The 15,949-nt window shown below is 63.2% G+C and carries 14 protein-coding genes; 6 read left to right on the plus strand and 8 right to left on the minus strand.

What is annotated here, in order from left to right:
- Positions 1–51: 51 nt before the first annotated feature.
- The 5 genes from JMY28_RS30860 to JMY28_RS30880 all read left to right on the plus strand — a co-directional run bounded on the left by JMY28_RS30860 (position 52) and on the right by JMY28_RS30880 (position 6,764).
- Positions 52–1,056 (plus strand): arabinose ABC transporter substrate-binding protein, encoded by a 1,005-nt coding sequence (locus JMY28_RS30860; RefSeq protein ID WP_201699706.1) that lies wholly within the window; start codon positions 52–54, stop codon positions 1,054–1,056.
- A 56-nt stretch (positions 1,057–1,112) separates the two neighbouring features.
- Positions 1,113–2,669: an L-arabinose ABC transporter ATP-binding protein AraG gene (araG, locus tag JMY28_RS30865; protein WP_236597124.1), complete on the plus strand. Its 1,557-nt coding sequence runs from the start codon at positions 1,113–1,115 to the stop codon at positions 2,667–2,669.
- A 90-nt stretch (positions 2,670–2,759) separates the two neighbouring features.
- The gene (gene araH, locus JMY28_RS30870) at positions 2,760–3,770 is read left to right on the plus strand and encodes an L-arabinose ABC transporter permease AraH (RefSeq protein WP_201699707.1); all 1,011 of its coding nucleotides are present in this window, start codon (positions 2,760–2,762) and stop codon (positions 3,768–3,770) included.
- A gap of 739 nt (positions 3,771–4,509) precedes the next feature.
- Positions 4,510–5,097 (plus strand): glycoside hydrolase domain-containing protein, encoded by a 588-nt coding sequence (locus JMY28_RS30875; protein ID WP_201699708.1) that lies wholly within the window; start codon positions 4,510–4,512, stop codon positions 5,095–5,097.
- A gap of 440 nt (positions 5,098–5,537) precedes the next feature.
- Positions 5,538–6,764: a hypothetical protein gene (locus JMY28_RS30880; RefSeq protein ID WP_201699709.1), complete on the plus strand. Its 1,227-nt coding sequence runs from the start codon at positions 5,538–5,540 to the stop codon at positions 6,762–6,764.
- A 131-nt stretch (positions 6,765–6,895) separates the two neighbouring features.
- Here JMY28_RS30880 and JMY28_RS30885 read toward each other — a convergent pair whose 3' ends face one another.
- Genes JMY28_RS30885 through JMY28_RS30900 form a run of 4 tightly spaced genes read right to left on the minus strand, consistent with a single transcriptional unit; the run spans position 6,896 to position 10,621 of the window.
- Positions 6,896–7,621, minus strand: coding sequence for a FadR/GntR family transcriptional regulator (locus tag JMY28_RS30885; RefSeq protein ID WP_201699710.1), 726 nt, complete (start codon positions 7,619–7,621; stop codon positions 6,896–6,898).
- A gap of 54 nt (positions 7,622–7,675) precedes the next feature.
- Complete coding sequence (locus tag JMY28_RS30890) at positions 7,676–8,494, minus strand: ATP-binding cassette domain-containing protein (RefSeq protein ID WP_236597125.1); 819 nt, start codon at positions 8,492–8,494, stop codon at positions 7,676–7,678.
- Complete coding sequence (locus JMY28_RS30895) at positions 8,494–9,504, minus strand: ABC transporter permease (RefSeq protein ID WP_201699711.1); 1,011 nt, start codon at positions 9,502–9,504, stop codon at positions 8,494–8,496. Before JMY28_RS30895 ends, JMY28_RS30890 begins: the two co-directional genes overlap by 1 nt.
- Before the next feature lie 13 nt (positions 9,505–9,517).
- Entirely contained in the window at positions 9,518–10,621 is a 1,104-nt protein-coding gene (locus tag JMY28_RS30900; RefSeq protein WP_201699712.1) for a sugar ABC transporter substrate-binding protein, read from the minus strand.
- Between JMY28_RS30900 and JMY28_RS30905 the strand changes: the two genes are divergently transcribed.
- Positions 10,620–10,811, plus strand: coding sequence for a hypothetical protein (locus JMY28_RS30905; protein ID WP_201699713.1), 192 nt, complete (start codon positions 10,620–10,622; stop codon positions 10,809–10,811). The genes JMY28_RS30900 and JMY28_RS30905 overlap by 2 nt on opposite strands.
- Positions 10,812–10,887: 76 nt before the next feature.
- Here the strand turns inward: JMY28_RS30905 and yjfF are convergent, their stop codons facing one another.
- From yjfF to JMY28_RS30925, 4 genes are all read right to left on the minus strand, one after another.
- On the minus strand, positions 10,888–12,033 hold the full coding sequence (gene yjfF / locus JMY28_RS30910) for a galactofuranose ABC transporter, permease protein YjfF (protein ID WP_201699714.1): 1,146 nt from the start codon (positions 12,031–12,033) through the stop codon (positions 10,888–10,890).
- A gap of 33 nt (positions 12,034–12,066) precedes the next feature.
- On the minus strand, positions 12,067–13,104 hold the full coding sequence (locus JMY28_RS30915; protein WP_201699715.1) for an ABC transporter permease: 1,038 nt from the start codon (positions 13,102–13,104) through the stop codon (positions 12,067–12,069).
- Positions 13,101–14,624, minus strand: coding sequence for a sugar ABC transporter ATP-binding protein (locus JMY28_RS30920; protein WP_201699716.1), 1,524 nt, complete (start codon positions 14,622–14,624; stop codon positions 13,101–13,103). The genes JMY28_RS30915 and JMY28_RS30920 overlap by 4 nt, the downstream gene beginning before the upstream one ends.
- Positions 14,625–14,726: 102 nt before the next feature.
- On the minus strand, positions 14,727–15,677 hold the full coding sequence (locus tag JMY28_RS30925; RefSeq protein ID WP_407945560.1) for an ABC transporter substrate-binding protein: 951 nt from the start codon (positions 15,675–15,677) through the stop codon (positions 14,727–14,729).
- Positions 15,678–15,949: the final 272 nt, after the last annotated feature.

Consider the following 15,949-nt stretch of genomic DNA (forward strand, 5'->3'; position numbering starts at 1 on the left):
CTTTTACGCACGACACACACGCAGCAAAACCACACCTGAGGAGACAGGAGCATGACCAGCAAGATCCGCCGCTTGACCCTTCGTGCCGCATTCGCGGCGATGTGCATCGCCCCGCTCGGCATGAACGTGGCGGCGCACGCCGACTCGCCCGTGAAAATCGGCTTTCTCGTGAAGATGCCGGAACAGGCATGGTTCATCAACGAGCAGAAGGCCGCCACGGCGCTCGGACAGAAGGAGAACTTCTCGGTGGTGAACATCGGCACGCCGGACGGCGAGAAGGTGCTCGCCGCTATCGACAACCTCGGCGCGCAAGGCGCACAAGGCTTCGTGATCTGCGCGCCCGACGTGCGTCTCGGACCGGCGATTCAGGCGCGCGCCAAGCGCTACAACATGAAGTTCGTGACGGTGGACGACCAGCTCGTGGACTCGTCGGGCAAGCCGCTCGCCAACGTGCCGCACCTTGGCATGTCGGCGCTCAAGATCGGCAACCAGGTGGGCCAGGCGATCACCGACGAAATGAAGCGCCGCGGCTGGAAGCCGGAAGAAGTGGGCGCGCTGCGTATCACCGACTATGAACTGCCCACGGCGAAGCTGCGCACGGACGGCGCGACGCAATCGCTGCTGGCGGGCGGCTTCAAGAAGGAAAACATCTTCGACGCCCCGCAAAAGACCACCGACGACGAAGGCGGCTTCAATGCGGCGTCGCCGGTGCTCGCACAGCATCCGAACATCAAGAAGTGGGTGGTGTTCGCGCTCAACGAAGAAAGCGTGCTGGGCGCCGTGCGTGCGACGGAGCAGCTGCACATTGCGTCGGCTGACGTGATCGGCGTGGGCATCAACGGCGCAGGCGAAGCGTTCGCCGAGTTCCAGAAGAAGCAGCCCACGGGCTTCTACGGCACGATCGCCGTGAGCTCGACGAACCACGGCAAGGATAGTGCCGAGAACCTCATCGACTGGATTCGCGACGGCAAGCAGCCCATCGCCGACACGCAGACCACCGGCAAGCTGATGACGCGCGACAACTGGACGGCCGTGCGCAGCGAGCTGGGTATCTAAGTATTGCGTAGAAAGATCGAGGCGACGGATAGGGCAGGGATGCAATGACTGAAACGATGACTGATGCGAACGTGCAGGCAGCGGCGAACGCAGCGCGGAACGTAAATGCAAGCGCTCAACAGGGGAATCGCGCGTATCTGGAGCTCGACGGCATCACCGTGAGCTTTCCGGGCGTGCGTGCGCTCGACCGCGTGGCGCTGGAAGTGCGTGCAGGCGAAGTGCACGGCTTGATGGGCGAGAACGGCGCGGGTAAATCCACGCTGCTCAAGGTGCTCTCGGGCGTGAACCAGCCGCAGGAAGGCACGCTCAAGCTGAATGGCGTGGAGCATCGCTTCACGACCACGAAGGCGGCGCTCGAAGCGGGTATCGCGATCATCTATCAGGAACTGCATCTCGTGCCCGAGCTGACGGTGGCGGAAAACCTGATGCTCGGGCAGTTGCCCAACCGCCTCGGCGTGCTCGACGAAGGCACGCTCGTCAAGCGCGCGATGGATGAACTCAAGCGCCTTGGCGAGCGCATCGATCCGCGCACGCCGGTGAAGAATCTTTCCATCGGCCAGCGGCAGATGATCGAAATCGGCAAGGCGCTCATGCGCGACGCGCGCGTGATCGCCTTCGACGAACCGACCAGCTCGCTCTCGGCGCGCGAGACCGAGAACCTTTTTCGCATCATCAACGCACTGCGCGCGGACGGCCGCGCGATCATCTACGTCACGCACCGCATGGACGAAGTCTATGAACTGTGCGACCGCGTGACGGTGTTCCGCGACGGCAAGCGCATCGAAACGTTCGATTCGGTGGCGGACCTCGATCGCAATCGCCTGATTGCCGCGATGGTGGGCCGCTCGATCGAGGACGTGTACGGCTATCGTCCGCGCGAAGCGGGCGAGGTGCTCATCGAAGCGAAGGGCCTGCTTGGGCCAGGGCTGGCGGAGCCGGTGTCGTTCACGGCGCGGCGCGGCGAGATCGTCGGTTTCTTCGGGCTCGTGGGCGCGGGGCGCTCGGAACTCATGAAGCTGATTTACGGCGCGACGCACGCAAGCGCGGGGCACGTCGAACTCGACGGCAAGCGCGTGAATTTCGCAAGCCCCCGCGACGCCGTGCGCGCGGGCCTCGCGCTATGCCCCGAGGACCGCAAGCAGGAAGGCATCGTCGCGATTGCCTCGGTCGCCGACAACCTGAACATCAGCGCGCGCCGCCACTTCAGCCCCGCGCGCTTCTTGCTCGACGCGCGGCGCGAGCGCGATCTCGCGCAGGACTACATCAAGAAGCTCGCGATCAAGACGCGCAACGGCGACACGGCCATCGGCACGCTCTCGGGCGGCAACCAGCAGAAGGTGATTCTGTCGCGCTGGCTCGCTGAGCGCATCGAGGTGTTCCTGATGGACGAGCCCACGCGTGGTATCGACGTGGGCGCGCGCGCCGAGATCTACAACCTGCTGTACGAGCTCGCGGAAGCGGGCAAGACCGTGATCATGGTGTCGAGCGATCTGGCCGAGGTGATCGGCGTGTCGGACCGCATCATCGTGATGCGCGAAGGCCGGATTGCGGGCAGCCTGCCCAAGGCCGAAGCCTCGCCCGACGAATTGATCAAGATGGCGCTGCCGCGCTAACGCGGACGCTTTTTGTTTTTTGCCTTGCCGGTCGCGTCTGCCGCGAATTGAAGCGAAGCAGCGTAACCGATCCGAAACGATGAACCAGAAATGAGTGAAGCCATGCAGCCACAGGGCACGCCTACCGTCAACGAAGCCGCCGCGCCCATTACCCCCCAGCGCGCGCGTGCCTGGGACATGATCAATAAATCGGGCATCGCGGTGGTGTTCGTGGTGCTGTTCGCGGTGCTATCCGCAACGGTGCCCGACTTCCTCACGACCCGCAACATTCAGGGCCTGCTGCTCTCCGTCACGCTGATCGGCTCGATTGCAGTCACGATGATGTTCGTGCTCGCGCTCGGCGAGGTCGATCTTTCGGTCGCGTCGATCGTGGCGTTCTCGGGCGTGGTGGCTTCCACGGTCATCACGCAGTCGCATAGCGTACTGCTCGGCATTGCGGCGGGCGTGCTCGCGGGCGGCGCAGTGGGGCTCGTGAATGGCGTGCTGATCGCGCGCTTCAAGATCAACTCGCTGATCGCCACGCTCGCGATGATGGAGGCGGTGCGCGGCCTCGCGTTCCTCACCTCGAACGGCGACGCCGTGATGATCTCGGAAGAGCGTTTCTTCGATCTGGGCGGCGGCTCGTTCCTCGGCATTTCGTTCCCGATCTGGAGCAACATCATCGGTTTCGTGGTGTTCGGCTTCCTGCTCAAGAAGACCGTGTTCGGCAAGAACGTGCTCGCGGTGGGTGGCAATAGCGAAGCGGCGCGGCTTGCCGGCCTGCCGGTCACTCGCATCAAGATCACGGTGTTCGTGCTGCAAGGGCTCATTACGGGCTTTGCGGGCGTGATGCTGGCTTCGCGCATGAGCCTGGGCGACCCGAAGACTTCTGTTGGTCTCGAACTCGGTGTGATCTCGGCATGCGTGCTGGGCGGCGTGTCGCTCACGGGCGGCGTGGCGACGATCTCGGGCGTGCTGGTGGGCGTGCTCATCATGGGCGCGGTGCAGGACGCCATGAGCCTCATGAACGTGCCGACGTTCTACCAGTACCTGATTCGCGGCGGTATCCTGCTGCTCGCGGTGCTGTTCGACCAGTACCGCCGCAGCAAGCGGGCGGTGTGAGCCGGTCAGCGGGTTTGATTCGCGTCGACTGCGGCTGAGACTTCGCAAATAGATCGAAGACGATCTGATTTGCCGAACGTGGCGGCCGCAGCTCGAGGTGGACTATGGCACTCGAGTCGCGCGCGGTGACGTTGCCGCTTGCTGCTCTGGCGAATGGAATGCGATATGCGCACGCTGCCGAAGCCACTGGAGCGCCCAGGCGTTCCTTCAAGGCCTCGCCGGCTTCGGCGTGCAAGGTGAGAACGCACAGCACTACGCGGACCTTTGCGAAAGCGCATGAAAGGTATTGCAGCACAGGTGCGCGGCAAGTTCACTTGTTGGTAATCCGAAGTTTGCAAGCATCGCTTCAGTTTGACGGGGCGGCACGAACGATGAGCGCGTAGCGCTTCAGATCCGTGCATGGCGGTGCAATGCCGTCATTGATGCCATTCGCATAAAGTCAAACTGCGTGCGCCTTTGTTCGCTGGCGTACATTCTGGGCGCTCGCTCGCGGTGTAGCGTTTTCTTGCAAGATCCCCCAGCAGTCCCGCCGCAGCGGGATTCCGCGCTTCGCGCCATTCGGCTAATCGCTTCGTGCACAAGGTTTGCCATCAGGCAGACCATTCAGGCAATGAAGTTGCGTCGTAAATTTATATAGGATAACGAAATGTTAGCGAATGGCGATTCTTCTCAAGCACTTCTGGTCGGAACGCATGCTTTCGATTGCGTGACGCCGGTGTCTTCCAGTGCGGCTTTGGGCATGAAAGCAGCCGGTTTCGGCGCCTGCATCCGCTATCTCTCGCGCTCCGATACGCAGGGGGCGCTCGACCTGAGCTCCAATGAGGCCAATGCGGTGCTCGGCGCGGGTCTTGCGCTCGGCGCGGGTCTTGCGCTCGGCGCGGTGCAGCACGTCAGCGCCGAGGGCTGGTCGCCTTCGGCAACGCTTGGCGCGACCTACGGTGCGAATGCGGCCGGCAATGCACAGACGGTTGGTGTGCCTCCAGGTGTAACCGTATGGCTCGATCTCGAAGGCGTGAACAATGCAGCGGACTCCGGCGACGTCATCGCCTATTGCAACGCGTGGTTCGCAGCCGTCAAGAACGCGGGTTATCAACCAGGCATATACGTGGGAGCCAACTGCGGCTTGACGGGCGATCAGTTGTTCTGGAATTTGCAGACGCAGCATTACTGGGAGTCTGGCAGCACGGTGCCCGCGCTCCCTCAGCGGGGCTACCAGATGACGCAACGCATTACCGCTGCGCCCGACATGCTGTGCGGGCTGAACATCGACAGAAATCTGACGCTCTCAGACAGCCTGGGTGGTCAGGCGACATGGTGGTGCCGCTGAGCGGCAACGTTCGCGAGGGGGAAACGCCAGCTGAATGTATTGTTGAATTCAATAATTAGCATGACTTCGTGATAGGAGGGAATCTCATGATCGCGAAGACGAAAGAGGAGACGAACCGGGAATGGGCGCGGCGCCTGTTCACGGAAACGCACTGGTTGGCGAGAGGGCGGCTTTGGCTGCTGGTTCTCGTTGTGCTCTTCGTGAACCTTGCGGGTGATGCGATCGCGCTGTTCGCGGTGAACTTGCCGAGGGTGCCCATGTCGTCCCCGTCCGCAAGTGTGGGATCTGTTGCCGGCGATGCAACGCAATCGACGACGGAAAATGCAAAGCAGAAAGCCGCGAACGCGCCTGAGCCGAAACGGGCGAGAGTTGCGTCCCCGACGCCACCCGCAGGTGGGGCGAAATTGGAAGGAGGTTCGCGGCCGTTCAGGATTTGGATTTTGCCGCTGCCGATCTTTCTGCTTGCTGCCCTCACCACAACGCTCGCGTCGGCGCCGTTCATCGCCTTTCTCACGCTCGGCTGGTATGTGCGATATCGTGAGTTTGAAAATAGCCTCAAGTGCGCGGCGCTTTCTGCGTATCTCCAGCGCTTCTGGTCAAAGTGGCTGATCGATGCGATCAATGGTGCATTCCCGGGCGCGATCGCCACGACCGCGCCGAGCACGAACGCCGCGCCATCGCAAGGCGACAGCAAGGATTGGCGCAGCCAGGCCGACAACAATCTCCAGCTATGTGACCAGTTGTTCTCGCACATCTACCACCAGCAATACGGTCTCGCGCCTTTCGTGCCGCCATATTGCATTCTCGTCGTGATGGTCTATGCAGCGTCCGCGATTGTGGGTTGGGTGTACATGTGCGCGTCGTGCGACAGCCCGACCGCCGCCACCTGCCTGTTTGGATTGAACGTGCCGGGCATTCTGGCCGCGTTTGGCGGCGCTTTTTTCTTTGTCGCGAGTGATTCCGTCCTTGCGGTGAGGCGCCGGGCGCTCAACGTTTCGGATATCTACTGGTATTCGCTGCGGCTTCTGCTCGCCATTCCGTTCGCTTTGATAGCGGGCGCGATTGACAACGCAGGCACGGGGGCGACGCTTCTGACGTTCGTCATTGCCACCTTGCCGCTCGGCGAGATTGTGAAGCAGGTGCGGCGCGCAGCGGCAAAAAATGTCACGACCTTCGAGGCAGAAAAGGATCAACCCGATCAATTGCTGAATCTGAGCGGCGTAACGAAGTCCGTTTCGCAAACTCTGCAAGTCGAAGGCATTGAATCGATCGAGCAGGTGGCGTCGGCGGATCCCGTCACACTCTCCATTCGCACTGGGTTTCCGTTTCGCTTCACGTTGCGCCTGGGATCGCAGGCCATCGTGCGTCGACATTTCGGGGACGACGCCGTGAAACTGCTGCCCATCGGTTTAGGCGATGTCGTGCCCATTTATCTGCTCGTCCAGGCAATGGACGGCAAGGGGCCGTCCCCTATCGCGTTGCCGGCTGGCACCGTGCCTCAACCCGATGAGAAGGACCTCGTTATCACGAACGCAGCGACGCGCCTCTTTCCCAATGACGACCCTGCACAGCGTGAAGCGATTGTGAAGATGAAATTCCGCCAGATCGCCGCCGAGGAATACACGCTCATGCTGGCGAAAATCACGCCGCTCGACCCCGCCCTCTAACGGTAACGCCTGGTGAAAAGCCAGACGACCTGAACAATGCGCGCGGCGTGTCCTCGCGACATCGAAGGCGTGCCGATTTTCGCGCGCACCTTCGATTGCCTGTCAGTCGCGCGAGGCGTTGCGAGCGCGAACTAGGTTGGCAGTCCTGCCCCGCCCAGAATCGAATTGGCATCGGCCCGCGCATTGTCGAGCTGCACGACGCTCGCTTGCCGCGCCGCGAGCGCATCGCCGTGCTCGATCGCCGTGAGAATCGCCTTGTGGCGTGGCAACGAAAGCGCATGCGTGTTGGGATGGCGGCTCGTGAGTTTGATCGACTCGGAAAGCGCGAGCGAGAGCATGTTGCCGATGTACGCCAGCATGTTGTTATGCGTGGCCGCCATGATCGCGCGGTGGAATTCCAGGTCGGGTTCGAGCAGGTCGGCGGCGGTTTGCGCCTTCTCCATGCGCGCGTAGGCGGCGGTAATGCGGGCACGGTCTTCGTCGTTCGCTGAAATCGCGGCAAGTGCCGCGGCGGCGGGCTCGATAATCTGCCGCACGGTCATGAGCGAGCGGAAGAACTCGCCTTCGGGAATGCTGTTGACGGTCCAGTACAGCACGTCGGGGTCCAGCATGTGCCATTCTTCGCGCGGCCGCACGACGCTGCCTACGCGCGGCTTCGAAACCACAAGGCCCTTGGCGACCAGTACGCGTGTGGCCTCGCGCAGCACGGGCCGGCTCACACCGTAGGTTTCGCATAGCGTAGGTTCGGTGGGCAGGCGCTGCCCGGGGGCGAGCGTGCCGCCCACGATCTGCATGCCGAGCTCCTGCACGATGCGCGCGTGCATGCTCTTGCGTTTCTCTAGATTGCGGTAATCCATGATTGTCCGGCCGAGGGCTACCCGATCGGAGCATCCCCCTGTTTGTAGGGCCCTTTACGCGCTGGTGGCGCGCATGGCCCGATATTCCCGCCGCACGATATCCATCAGTTCAGCCACCGATGTATTGGCGCTGTGCTGCTCGTATGTCACGCGGCCTCGCTGCATCAACATGATGCGATCCGCAATATCCAGCGTCTGCGCATAGTTGTGCATGATCATGATAATCGATAGGCCGCCTTTTTCCTTCAACCGCATGATGAGATCGATGATGAGGCCCGCTTCCCGCGCTCCCATCGCGGCAAGCGGCTCGTCGAGCAGAAGGATTTTGGCGTTCGAATGCACGGCGCGCGCGACCGCGATGGCCTGGCGCTGACCGCCCGAAAGCCGCTCCACAGGCAGATCCACCGAGGGCACGTGCACGCCGATGTCGTCGAGCAGCTGCGCGGCGCGCGCGCGCATCTGCTTGTGGTCGAGCAGTTTAAAGGGGCCGCGGCGCACGATCTCGCGGTTCAGGAACATGTTGTGATAAATGCTCAGCGAATTGGCGAGCGCGAGATCCTGATAAACACATTCGATGCCGAGCGAGCGCGCATGGTCCACCGAGCGCAACAACGTTTCGCTCCCGTCAATCTGCAGCGTGCCGCTCGTCTGTTGGTGAAAACCCGTGAGGATTTTGACGAGCGTGGACTTACCCGCGCCATTGTCGCCGAGAATGCCGAGGATTTCGCCGCGACCGAGCGTGAGCGACACGCCGTCGAGCGCCGTGACCGCACCGAAACGCTTGACGATGTCGTCGCCGCGCAGCGCGAGCGGCGCGGCGGCCGTGGCGGTTGCGCCGCTCATACCCGCCGGGGAGGCTTGCGATTCGTCCATCATCGGCTCCCTTTGCGGCGCAGGCGCCCAACGTGGATGTTGAAGATCATGGCGGCGAGAATCGCGGCGCCAAGGATGATGTTGAACGTGAACGCGTTGATGCCGATGAGCGTGAAGCCGTCGTTGAGAATACCGAGCACCGCCGCGCCGATCAGGCCGCCCACGATCGTGCCCGAGCCGCCCGTGAGCGGCGTGCCGCCGATCACGGCCGAGGCCACGGCGAGGAACATGATCTGGTTGCCGCCGGCCTGCGGATCGATCGAGGTGATGCGAAAGCCTTCCAGGATACCGGTGAAGCCCGCGAGTACGGCGGCAATGATGAAGTTGCCAAGCCGCAGCCGGTTCACGTGAATGCCCGCCTCGCTCGCGCCGATCGGATTCGCGCCCGCGGCCTGCGTATGCAGGCCCCAGCGCGTGTGCCGCAACAGCACGTGCATGGCGAACGCGATCACCACCGTCCAGAGAATCTCGCTATAGCCCCACGCGCCCATGAAGGCCGCGAACTCGGGCGAGCCCGGCGTTTGCACCGGCGTGCCGCGCGAGATGGTGAGCGTGATGCCGTTGATGAGGAAGAGCGTGCCGAGCGTGGTGACGAACGAGGGCAGGCGCAGCCACACGGTCACGGCTCCGTTTACGAAGCCGACGATGCCCGCGGCCACGAGCCCCGCGATCACGGCGAGCCACATGGGCGCGCCGGCGTCGTTCGCGAACACCATCATGAACGGCGCGAATGCGAACACCATGCCTGCCGAGAGATCGATGTCGCCGCCGATCATCAGCATGATTTCGCCGAACGCGATGATCGCCACCGGCGCGATGAACTGCGAGAGGTTGACGAGACTCGCGTTGGTGAGCAGGAAATCGCGGTTGGAAAATTCGAAGTACGCCGCGAGGATCATCGCCACAAGCAAAATGCGTAGCTCGGGCGCCCACGCGGAGAGCCATTGCCCGCGCGGACGGGCAGCCCGCGCGGAGACTTCAGCCTTGCCAGTTTCGTTCACAGAGTTCATTGCACGTGGTTCATCACGACTTGATGCCGCCGCTCATCGGCACGATTTGCGGCTTGGTGGTCTTGCCTTCGTAACGCGTCGAGGTATTGAGGTACGGCTCGACCGTGTCCTTCGTCACGAACTTCAGGCCCGTGTTGGTGTCGGCCGGGCCGACAAGACCGCCCGATGCGAGCGTCACGAACGCCTGCATGACCGTATAGAAGCCCTGCACGTACGGCTGCTGGTCGATCGTGAAGTCGAGGAAGCCTTCGTGAATGAGCTGGACCGTGGTGGGCAGCAGGTCGAAGCCGCCGCCGTGCACGCCCTTGGAGGGCAGGTTCGATTCCTTCATCACTTGTGCCACGCCCTGGGTGCTGCCCGCGTCCACAGCGAACATGCCCTTCACGTCCTGATGGCCGAGATAGAACGACTTGATCTTCGAAAGCTCTTCATTGACAGTCGCGCCTGTGGCCACGGTCTGGATGTCGATCTTCTTGCCGGACTTCTTGATGGCGTCGCTCGCACCGTCCAGACGCGGCTGGATGTTGAGCTGGCCAGGCGTCGCGATGAAGAGCGCAACCATGCCGCTGTCGATGAGGCTCACGATGCGCTCGCCCATCTGGTAGCCCGAGAGATACAGATCCTGGCCGATATAGGCGAGGCGCGGACTCTTCTTGCCGCGCGGCGCATCGGCGTTATAGGCGAACACCGGAATGCCCGCGTCGAGCGCCGCCTGAATGGGCTTGTCGAACGCGGTGGGGTCGACGATCGGCACCGCGATCGCGTCGGCCTTGGCCGCGATGGCCGAGTTCACGGCGCGCACCATTTCGCCCGCGTCGGACGTGGCGGAGCCGGTCCACTGGTAGTCCATGCCGAGCAGCGAGCACGCGTCCTGAATGCCGTATTGCGTCGGCACGAAGAACGGATTCGTGGTGACGTGATTGACGAACACGATTTTCCACTTCTTGTGCGAGGGAAAACCTCCCTCGGCCGCCTGCGCCGTGGAAATGAACCCGCCGCCGCCCACCGCGCCGAGCAGCGAAAGCGCCGCGCCCAGCCCCGCACCCTGCATGAGGCCGCGGCGGCCCGTGTCGATCAAGCTCTTACCGTCTTTTGCGTCATCCCGATCCTGCGCCATGTTTTCCTCCGGTCTTGTCTTCGTGGTCGATATAGTCGACTTTTCGTCGAAAAGCGTGCAGATGCTGGCCAGTACCGGGGTTCGCGTGCGCATGGCGCTCATTGAATCGAGTCATCACGCGCGAGACATCCACGGCGAACGCGTGCTCGCCAAGCGCCGACGGTACCGCAAAAAGCTTAGTGCAGCGTGATGAGGCCTCCTAATCCATGTATACCCGTAACTACTCCACAAGACCGTCATGGCGATGACCGCCCATGACAGGCGACTTACACACCGCCTTTCGCCTCCTGCATGTGCGGCGGCGGGCTCGCGAGCTTGGCCTGATCCATCGGCGCGGCGGCTTGCGTGCGCGCACGGGTCGTGCGCGGCGCGCCGCGTCCCGTGCCGGTGGACTTGCGGCGCGCGGCATGGCGCTCGGTCGCGCGCTGCATGAGGCAGAACGCGCAGAGCAGTGCGCCGATCACGATGCGCGTCCACCAGGAGCTGAGCGTGCCGTCAAAGGTGATGAGCGTCTGGATCGTGCCGAGGATGCCCACGCCGAACACCGAGCCGATCACATAGCCCACGCCACCCGTGAGCAGCGTGCCGCCAATCACCGTTGCGGCAATCGCGTCGAGTTCCATGCCTTGCGCCTGTAGCCCGTAGCCCGAGAGTACATAGAGCGTAAAGACCACGCCGCCGAGCGCCGAACAAAAGCCCGAGAGCGCATACACACCGATCTTGGTGCGCGCGACCGGCAGCCCCATGAGCAACGCGGAGCGCTCGTTGCCGCCGATCGCGTAGACGTTGCGCCCAAAGCGCGTGAAGTGCGCGATGACGATGCCTGCAATGAGCATGGCGACGGCCGTGAGCGAACCTGTCGTGAGCGAGCCGCTGCCCACCGGGATGCTGAATTCGGAGAGCGCGTGAAAGCCGGGGTCGTTGATCTGGATGGATTCCGTCGTGATGAGAAAGCACGTGCCGCGCGCGAGGAACATGCCCGCGAGCGTGATGATGAAGGGCTGCAACCGGAAGAAGTGGATCAGCGCGCCCATTGCCGCGCCGTAGAGCGCGCCGCAGAGCAAAACGAGCGGCACGACCACGAGCACGGGCCAATGCAGCTTTTCGGTGCCCACGGCGCAGAGAATCGTGGTGAGCGCGACCACGGCGCCCACCGAAAGATCGATGCCGCCTGAGATGATCACGAACGTCATGCCGATGGCGACGATCAGCAGGAACGCGTTATCGACCAGCAGCCCGAAGGCCACCTGAAGCGAGAAGAACCCGGTGTACATGACCGAGCCGAAGCCGAACAGGACGGCAAAGAGCACGACAGTCACGACGATGGGCAGCACGCGCGGATCGACGAAGCGGATGGCGCCGCGCCGGCACGCCGCGAGCGTGTTCGAGAAGGACAGGGCAGGGCGGTTCATGCTCGGCTTCCCTCGTATGGGTGCGCTTCGTGCTCAGGCGCGCGCGCGGCGTGCGAGAGCAATACGCTTGAGTTGTTGGAACGCGAAGGTGCGCGCGGCGGGCGACTGGATCAGGCACACGAGCAGCACGACCACGGCCTTCACGACGAGCGTGGCCTCGGGCGGCACGCCGATCGAATAGGTGGTGTAGGTGAGCGTCTGGATGATGAGCGCGCCGAGCACCGTGCCCGCAAGACTGAAGCGGCCGCCGAGCAGCGAAGTGCCGCCGAGCGTCACGGCGAGAATGGCGTCGAGTTCGAGCAAAAGGCCCGCGTTGTTGCCGTCCGCGCTGCGCACGTTCGAGCTGATGAGGATGCCTGCAATCGCGGCGGTCACGCCGCAGAACGCGTACGCGCCGAACACCACGGCTTGCGACGACAGACCCGCAAGCCGCGCGGCCACCGGATTCACGCCGATCGAGCGGATGAAGAGCCCGAGCGCCGTGCGGTTGACGATGAGCGCGGTGAGCACGGTCACGGCGATCGCGATCCACACGGCGCACGGGATGAGCGCGAAATAGCCGCCGCCCGCGAAGAGATAGCCCGGCGCGCCGATCGGGATGATCTGGCCGCCCGTGAGCAACTGCGCCACGCCACGCCCCGCCACCATGAGAATGAGCGTGGCGATGATCGGCTGCATGCCGACGAACGCGACGAGCAGCCCGTTCCACATGCCTGCAAGCAGGCCCACGGCGAGTGCTGCGCCGAACGCCATGCCCACGCGCGAAGGATCGGCGGCGAGCACGGTGGCGGCCGCGGCACCCGCGATCGCCACGACGGCGCCCACGGAAATGTCGATGCCGCGCGTGGCGATCACGAGTGTCATGCCGAGCGAGACCACGACGAGCGGCGCGGCGCGCATGAGGATGTCGATGGGCGCGCCGAACAGGTGGCCGCCCAGCATCGTAATCGAGAGGAAGTTGCCGCGATGCGCGACATCGACGACAAAAAGGGCGATGAGCGTCACCGCCGGCCACACCAGCGGATGCCGGATGGCGAGCGAGAGCCAGGCGGGGAGGACGGGGCGCGTCATCGACGGTCTCCGGCAATGAGGTCGTAGACTTCGTGCTCCGAGCGCGCCGCGCCCGAAAGCTCGGCTACCTTACGCCGGTCGCGCATGACGGCAATGCGATCGCTCACGCGCACCACTTCGCTGATCTCCGACGAAATGAACAGAATGCCGAGGCCCTTCGCGCAAAGCGCGCGCACGCGGTCCATGATTTCGAACTTGGCGGCAACATCGATGCCCCGCGTGGGTTCGTCGAGGATCAACAAGCGCGGCTTTGTCGCGAGCCAGCGCGCGAGCAGCACCTTTTGCTGATTGCCGCCTGAAAGCAGGCCAATGGGCTGCTCGGCGTCGCGCGCCTTGATGCCGAGTTGCTCGATATATTCGTTGGCCAGTTCGCGTTGGCGCGAACGCCGGATCATGCGCCACCAGCCCAGTTGCGCCTGCAGCGCGAGCACAATGTTTTCGCGAATCGACAGATCGGCGACGATGCCTTCCTTCTTGCGGTCCTCAGGGCAATAGGCCATGCCGTGACGCACGGCGTCGCGCGGCGAGGAGAGCTTCACTGGCCGGCCGTTGATGTGCACCGTGCCCGCATCGGCTTTATCCGCGCCGAAAAGCAGGCGCGCGGTTTCCGTGCGGCCCGAGCCGAGCAGGCCAGCCAGGCCCAGAATCTGGCCCGGTAGCACTTCCAGATCGAGCGGATTGAGCACGCCGCGGCGCGCCACGCCTTGCGCCGCGAGATACGGTTCGGCGTGCGAAGCAGCCGTTTCGGTGTGTGCGGCTTCGGCTTGCGTGAGCCGCTCGCCTGCGTTCTGCAGGCCCACCATCTTCGCGACGAGCGTTTGCACCGGCAGATCGGCGGCGAGATATTCGCCTTCGCGCTCGCCGTTGCGCATCACGGTGATGCGATCGGAAATGGCGTAGGTCTGTTCCAGAAAATGCGTGACGAACAGAATCGCGATGCCCGACGCTTTCAGCTTGCGCAGCACGTCGAAGAGGCGCGCGACTTCGCCTTCGTCGAGGCTGGAGGTCGGTTCGTCGAGAATCAGAATGCGCGCATCGACGGACACCGCGCGGGCAATCGCCACCATCTGCTGCATGGCGATCGGGTAGGTGTCGAGCGACTGCGTGACGTCGAGCGAGAGAGTGAGCTCCGCGAGCGCCTCTTCCGCGCGGCGATGAATCGTTTTCCAGTCGATCAGGCCAAGGCCACGCTTGCGTGGCTGGCGGCCCGCGAAAATGTTCTCCGCGACCGAGAGGTTGGGGCAGAGATTGACTTCCTGGTAGAGCGTCTGGATGCCGGCGGCCTCCGCCATCTGCGGCGTCGGGAAGTGCACCGCCTGGTCCGCCAGGCGTATCTCGCCAGCCTCGGGCTGGTGCACGCCGGTCAGCACGTTGATGAGCGTGGACTTGCCGGCGCCGTTCTGCCCCATCAGCGTATGAATTTCGCCGGGGTACAGACGAAAATCGACCCGGTCGAGCGCGCGCACGCCGGGGAAGGTTCGGGTAAGACCGACAGTTTCGAGTATCGGGGAAACGCTCATGGGCAACCGTGATAGAGGCCAGAGCGCGCGGGGCGCCTCGTGAACCCCTTAAATACTAAGGGATACGAAGCACACCGCGCCGCTTGCAGCGAGGTTAGTACGTTAGTACTTGCGCGACGGCAGCACTTGCGCCGCCACGTCCATCGGGAACACCGTTTCGTTCGTCACGATGCGCTTGGGCAACTGCTTGCCCGCCACCACATCCTTTACGGCGCTCATGAGCTGCGGGCCGAGCAGCGGGCTGCACTCGACGTCAACATTCATCTTGCCGGCGATCATCGCCTCGAAGCCGCCCTTGGTGGCGTCGAACGACACGACGCTGATGTCCTTGCCCGGCTTCATGCCGGCTTCTTCCATGGCCTGGATCGCGCCGAGCGCCATGTCGTCGTTATGCGCGTACACCACGTTGATCTTGTTCCCATACGTCTTCGCGAACGCTTCCATGACCTGCTTGCCGCCGGCCAGCGTGAAGTCGCCGCTTTGCGACGCGATGATCTTGAACTTCGGATCGTTCTTGATCACTTCCATGAGGCCCGAGTGACGGTCGTTGGCCGGCGCGGAACCCACGGTGCCCTGCAGCTCGACGATATTGATCGGGCCAGGGTTGTTCTTGTAGTGATCTTCAAGCCACTTGCCCGCGCGGCGGCCTTCTTCCATGAAGTCCGAGCCGATCATCGTCACGTAGAGCGACTGGTCTTTCACGTCGATGTTGCGGTCCGTGAGAATCACGGGAATCTTGGCGCGCTTGGCTTCCTGCAGCACCGGCTCCCAGCCCGATTCCACCACGGGCGAGAACGCGATCACGTCCACCTTCTGGGCGATATACGAGCGGATCGCCTTGATCTGGTTTTCCTGCTTCTGCTGGGCGTCCGAGAACTTGAGGTTGATGCCGGCGTCTTTGGCGGCCTGTTTGACCGACACCGTGTTTGCCGTGCGCCAGGCGCTTTCCGCGCCGACCTGCGCAAACCCTAGCGTGATCTGCTTGTCTTCGGCGTGTGCGACACCCGCCGCCAACGAGAAAGCGGCCGCCGCAGCGACCAACCCGCTTACCATGCGTGTTGCCAGTTTCATGCGTGTCTCCGATGTAGCTTTGTGCGTTGTATTTCTTTAATTCATGGCGCTACACCCGCGTCCATCACGGCCGGACAGTATCACGAGAAGTATCGCGCCATCCCTGGCCTCCGGTTATATCCTTTCGGTATACCGTTGGCCGCCCCTGCTGACCACAATAGACAAACTATATGCAACGTCAGGAACGGTTTCGATTAGCGTTTTCCCGATAATCGCGGACCATATAGTCATGCTATTTATAGGACTTTCTCACT

The sequence above is a fragment of the Paraburkholderia hiiakae genome (assembly GCF_904848665.1).
In the GTDB taxonomy this organism is placed as follows: Bacteria; Pseudomonadota; Gammaproteobacteria; order Burkholderiales; family Burkholderiaceae; genus Paraburkholderia; species Paraburkholderia hiiakae.

Excerpts from the sequence above, each read along its gene's own strand:
- JMY28_RS30895 (WP_201699711.1), bottom strand. The coding sequence starts at position 9,504 with ATGAACTCTGTGAACGAAACTGGCAAGGCTGAAGTCTCCGCGCGGGCT.
- yjfF (WP_201699714.1), bottom strand. The coding sequence starts at position 12,033 with ATGAACCGCCCTGCCCTGTCCTTCTCGAACACGCTCGCGGCGTGCCGG.
- JMY28_RS30890 (WP_236597125.1), bottom strand. The coding sequence starts at position 8,494 with ATGGACGAATCGCAAGCCTCCCCGGCGGGTATGAGCGGCGCAACCGCC.
- JMY28_RS30925 (WP_407945560.1), bottom strand. The coding sequence starts at position 15,677 with ATGGTAAGCGGGTTGGTCGCTGCGGCGGCCGCTTTCTCGTTGGCGGCG.
- JMY28_RS30900 (WP_201699712.1), bottom strand. The coding sequence starts at position 10,621 with ATGGCGCAGGATCGGGATGACGCAAAAGACGGTAAGAGCTTGATCGAC.
- JMY28_RS30920 (WP_201699716.1), bottom strand. The coding sequence starts at position 14,624 with ATGAGCGTTTCCCCGATACTCGAAACTGTCGGTCTTACCCGAACCTTC.
- araH (WP_201699707.1), top strand. The coding sequence starts at position 2,760 with ATGAGTGAAGCCATGCAGCCACAGGGCACGCCTACCGTCAACGAAGCC.
- JMY28_RS30905 (WP_201699713.1), top strand. The coding sequence starts at position 10,620 with ATGTTTTCCTCCGGTCTTGTCTTCGTGGTCGATATAGTCGACTTTTCG.
- JMY28_RS30885 (WP_201699710.1), bottom strand. The coding sequence starts at position 7,621 with ATGGATTACCGCAATCTAGAGAAACGCAAGAGCATGCACGCGCGCATC.
- JMY28_RS30860 (WP_201699706.1), top strand. The coding sequence starts at position 52 with ATGACCAGCAAGATCCGCCGCTTGACCCTTCGTGCCGCATTCGCGGCG.
- JMY28_RS30915 (WP_201699715.1), bottom strand. The coding sequence starts at position 13,104 with ATGACGCGCCCCGTCCTCCCCGCCTGGCTCTCGCTCGCCATCCGGCAT.
- JMY28_RS30875 (WP_201699708.1), top strand. The coding sequence starts at position 4,510 with ATGAAAGCAGCCGGTTTCGGCGCCTGCATCCGCTATCTCTCGCGCTCC.
- araG (WP_236597124.1), top strand. The coding sequence starts at position 1,113 with ATGACTGATGCGAACGTGCAGGCAGCGGCGAACGCAGCGCGGAACGTA.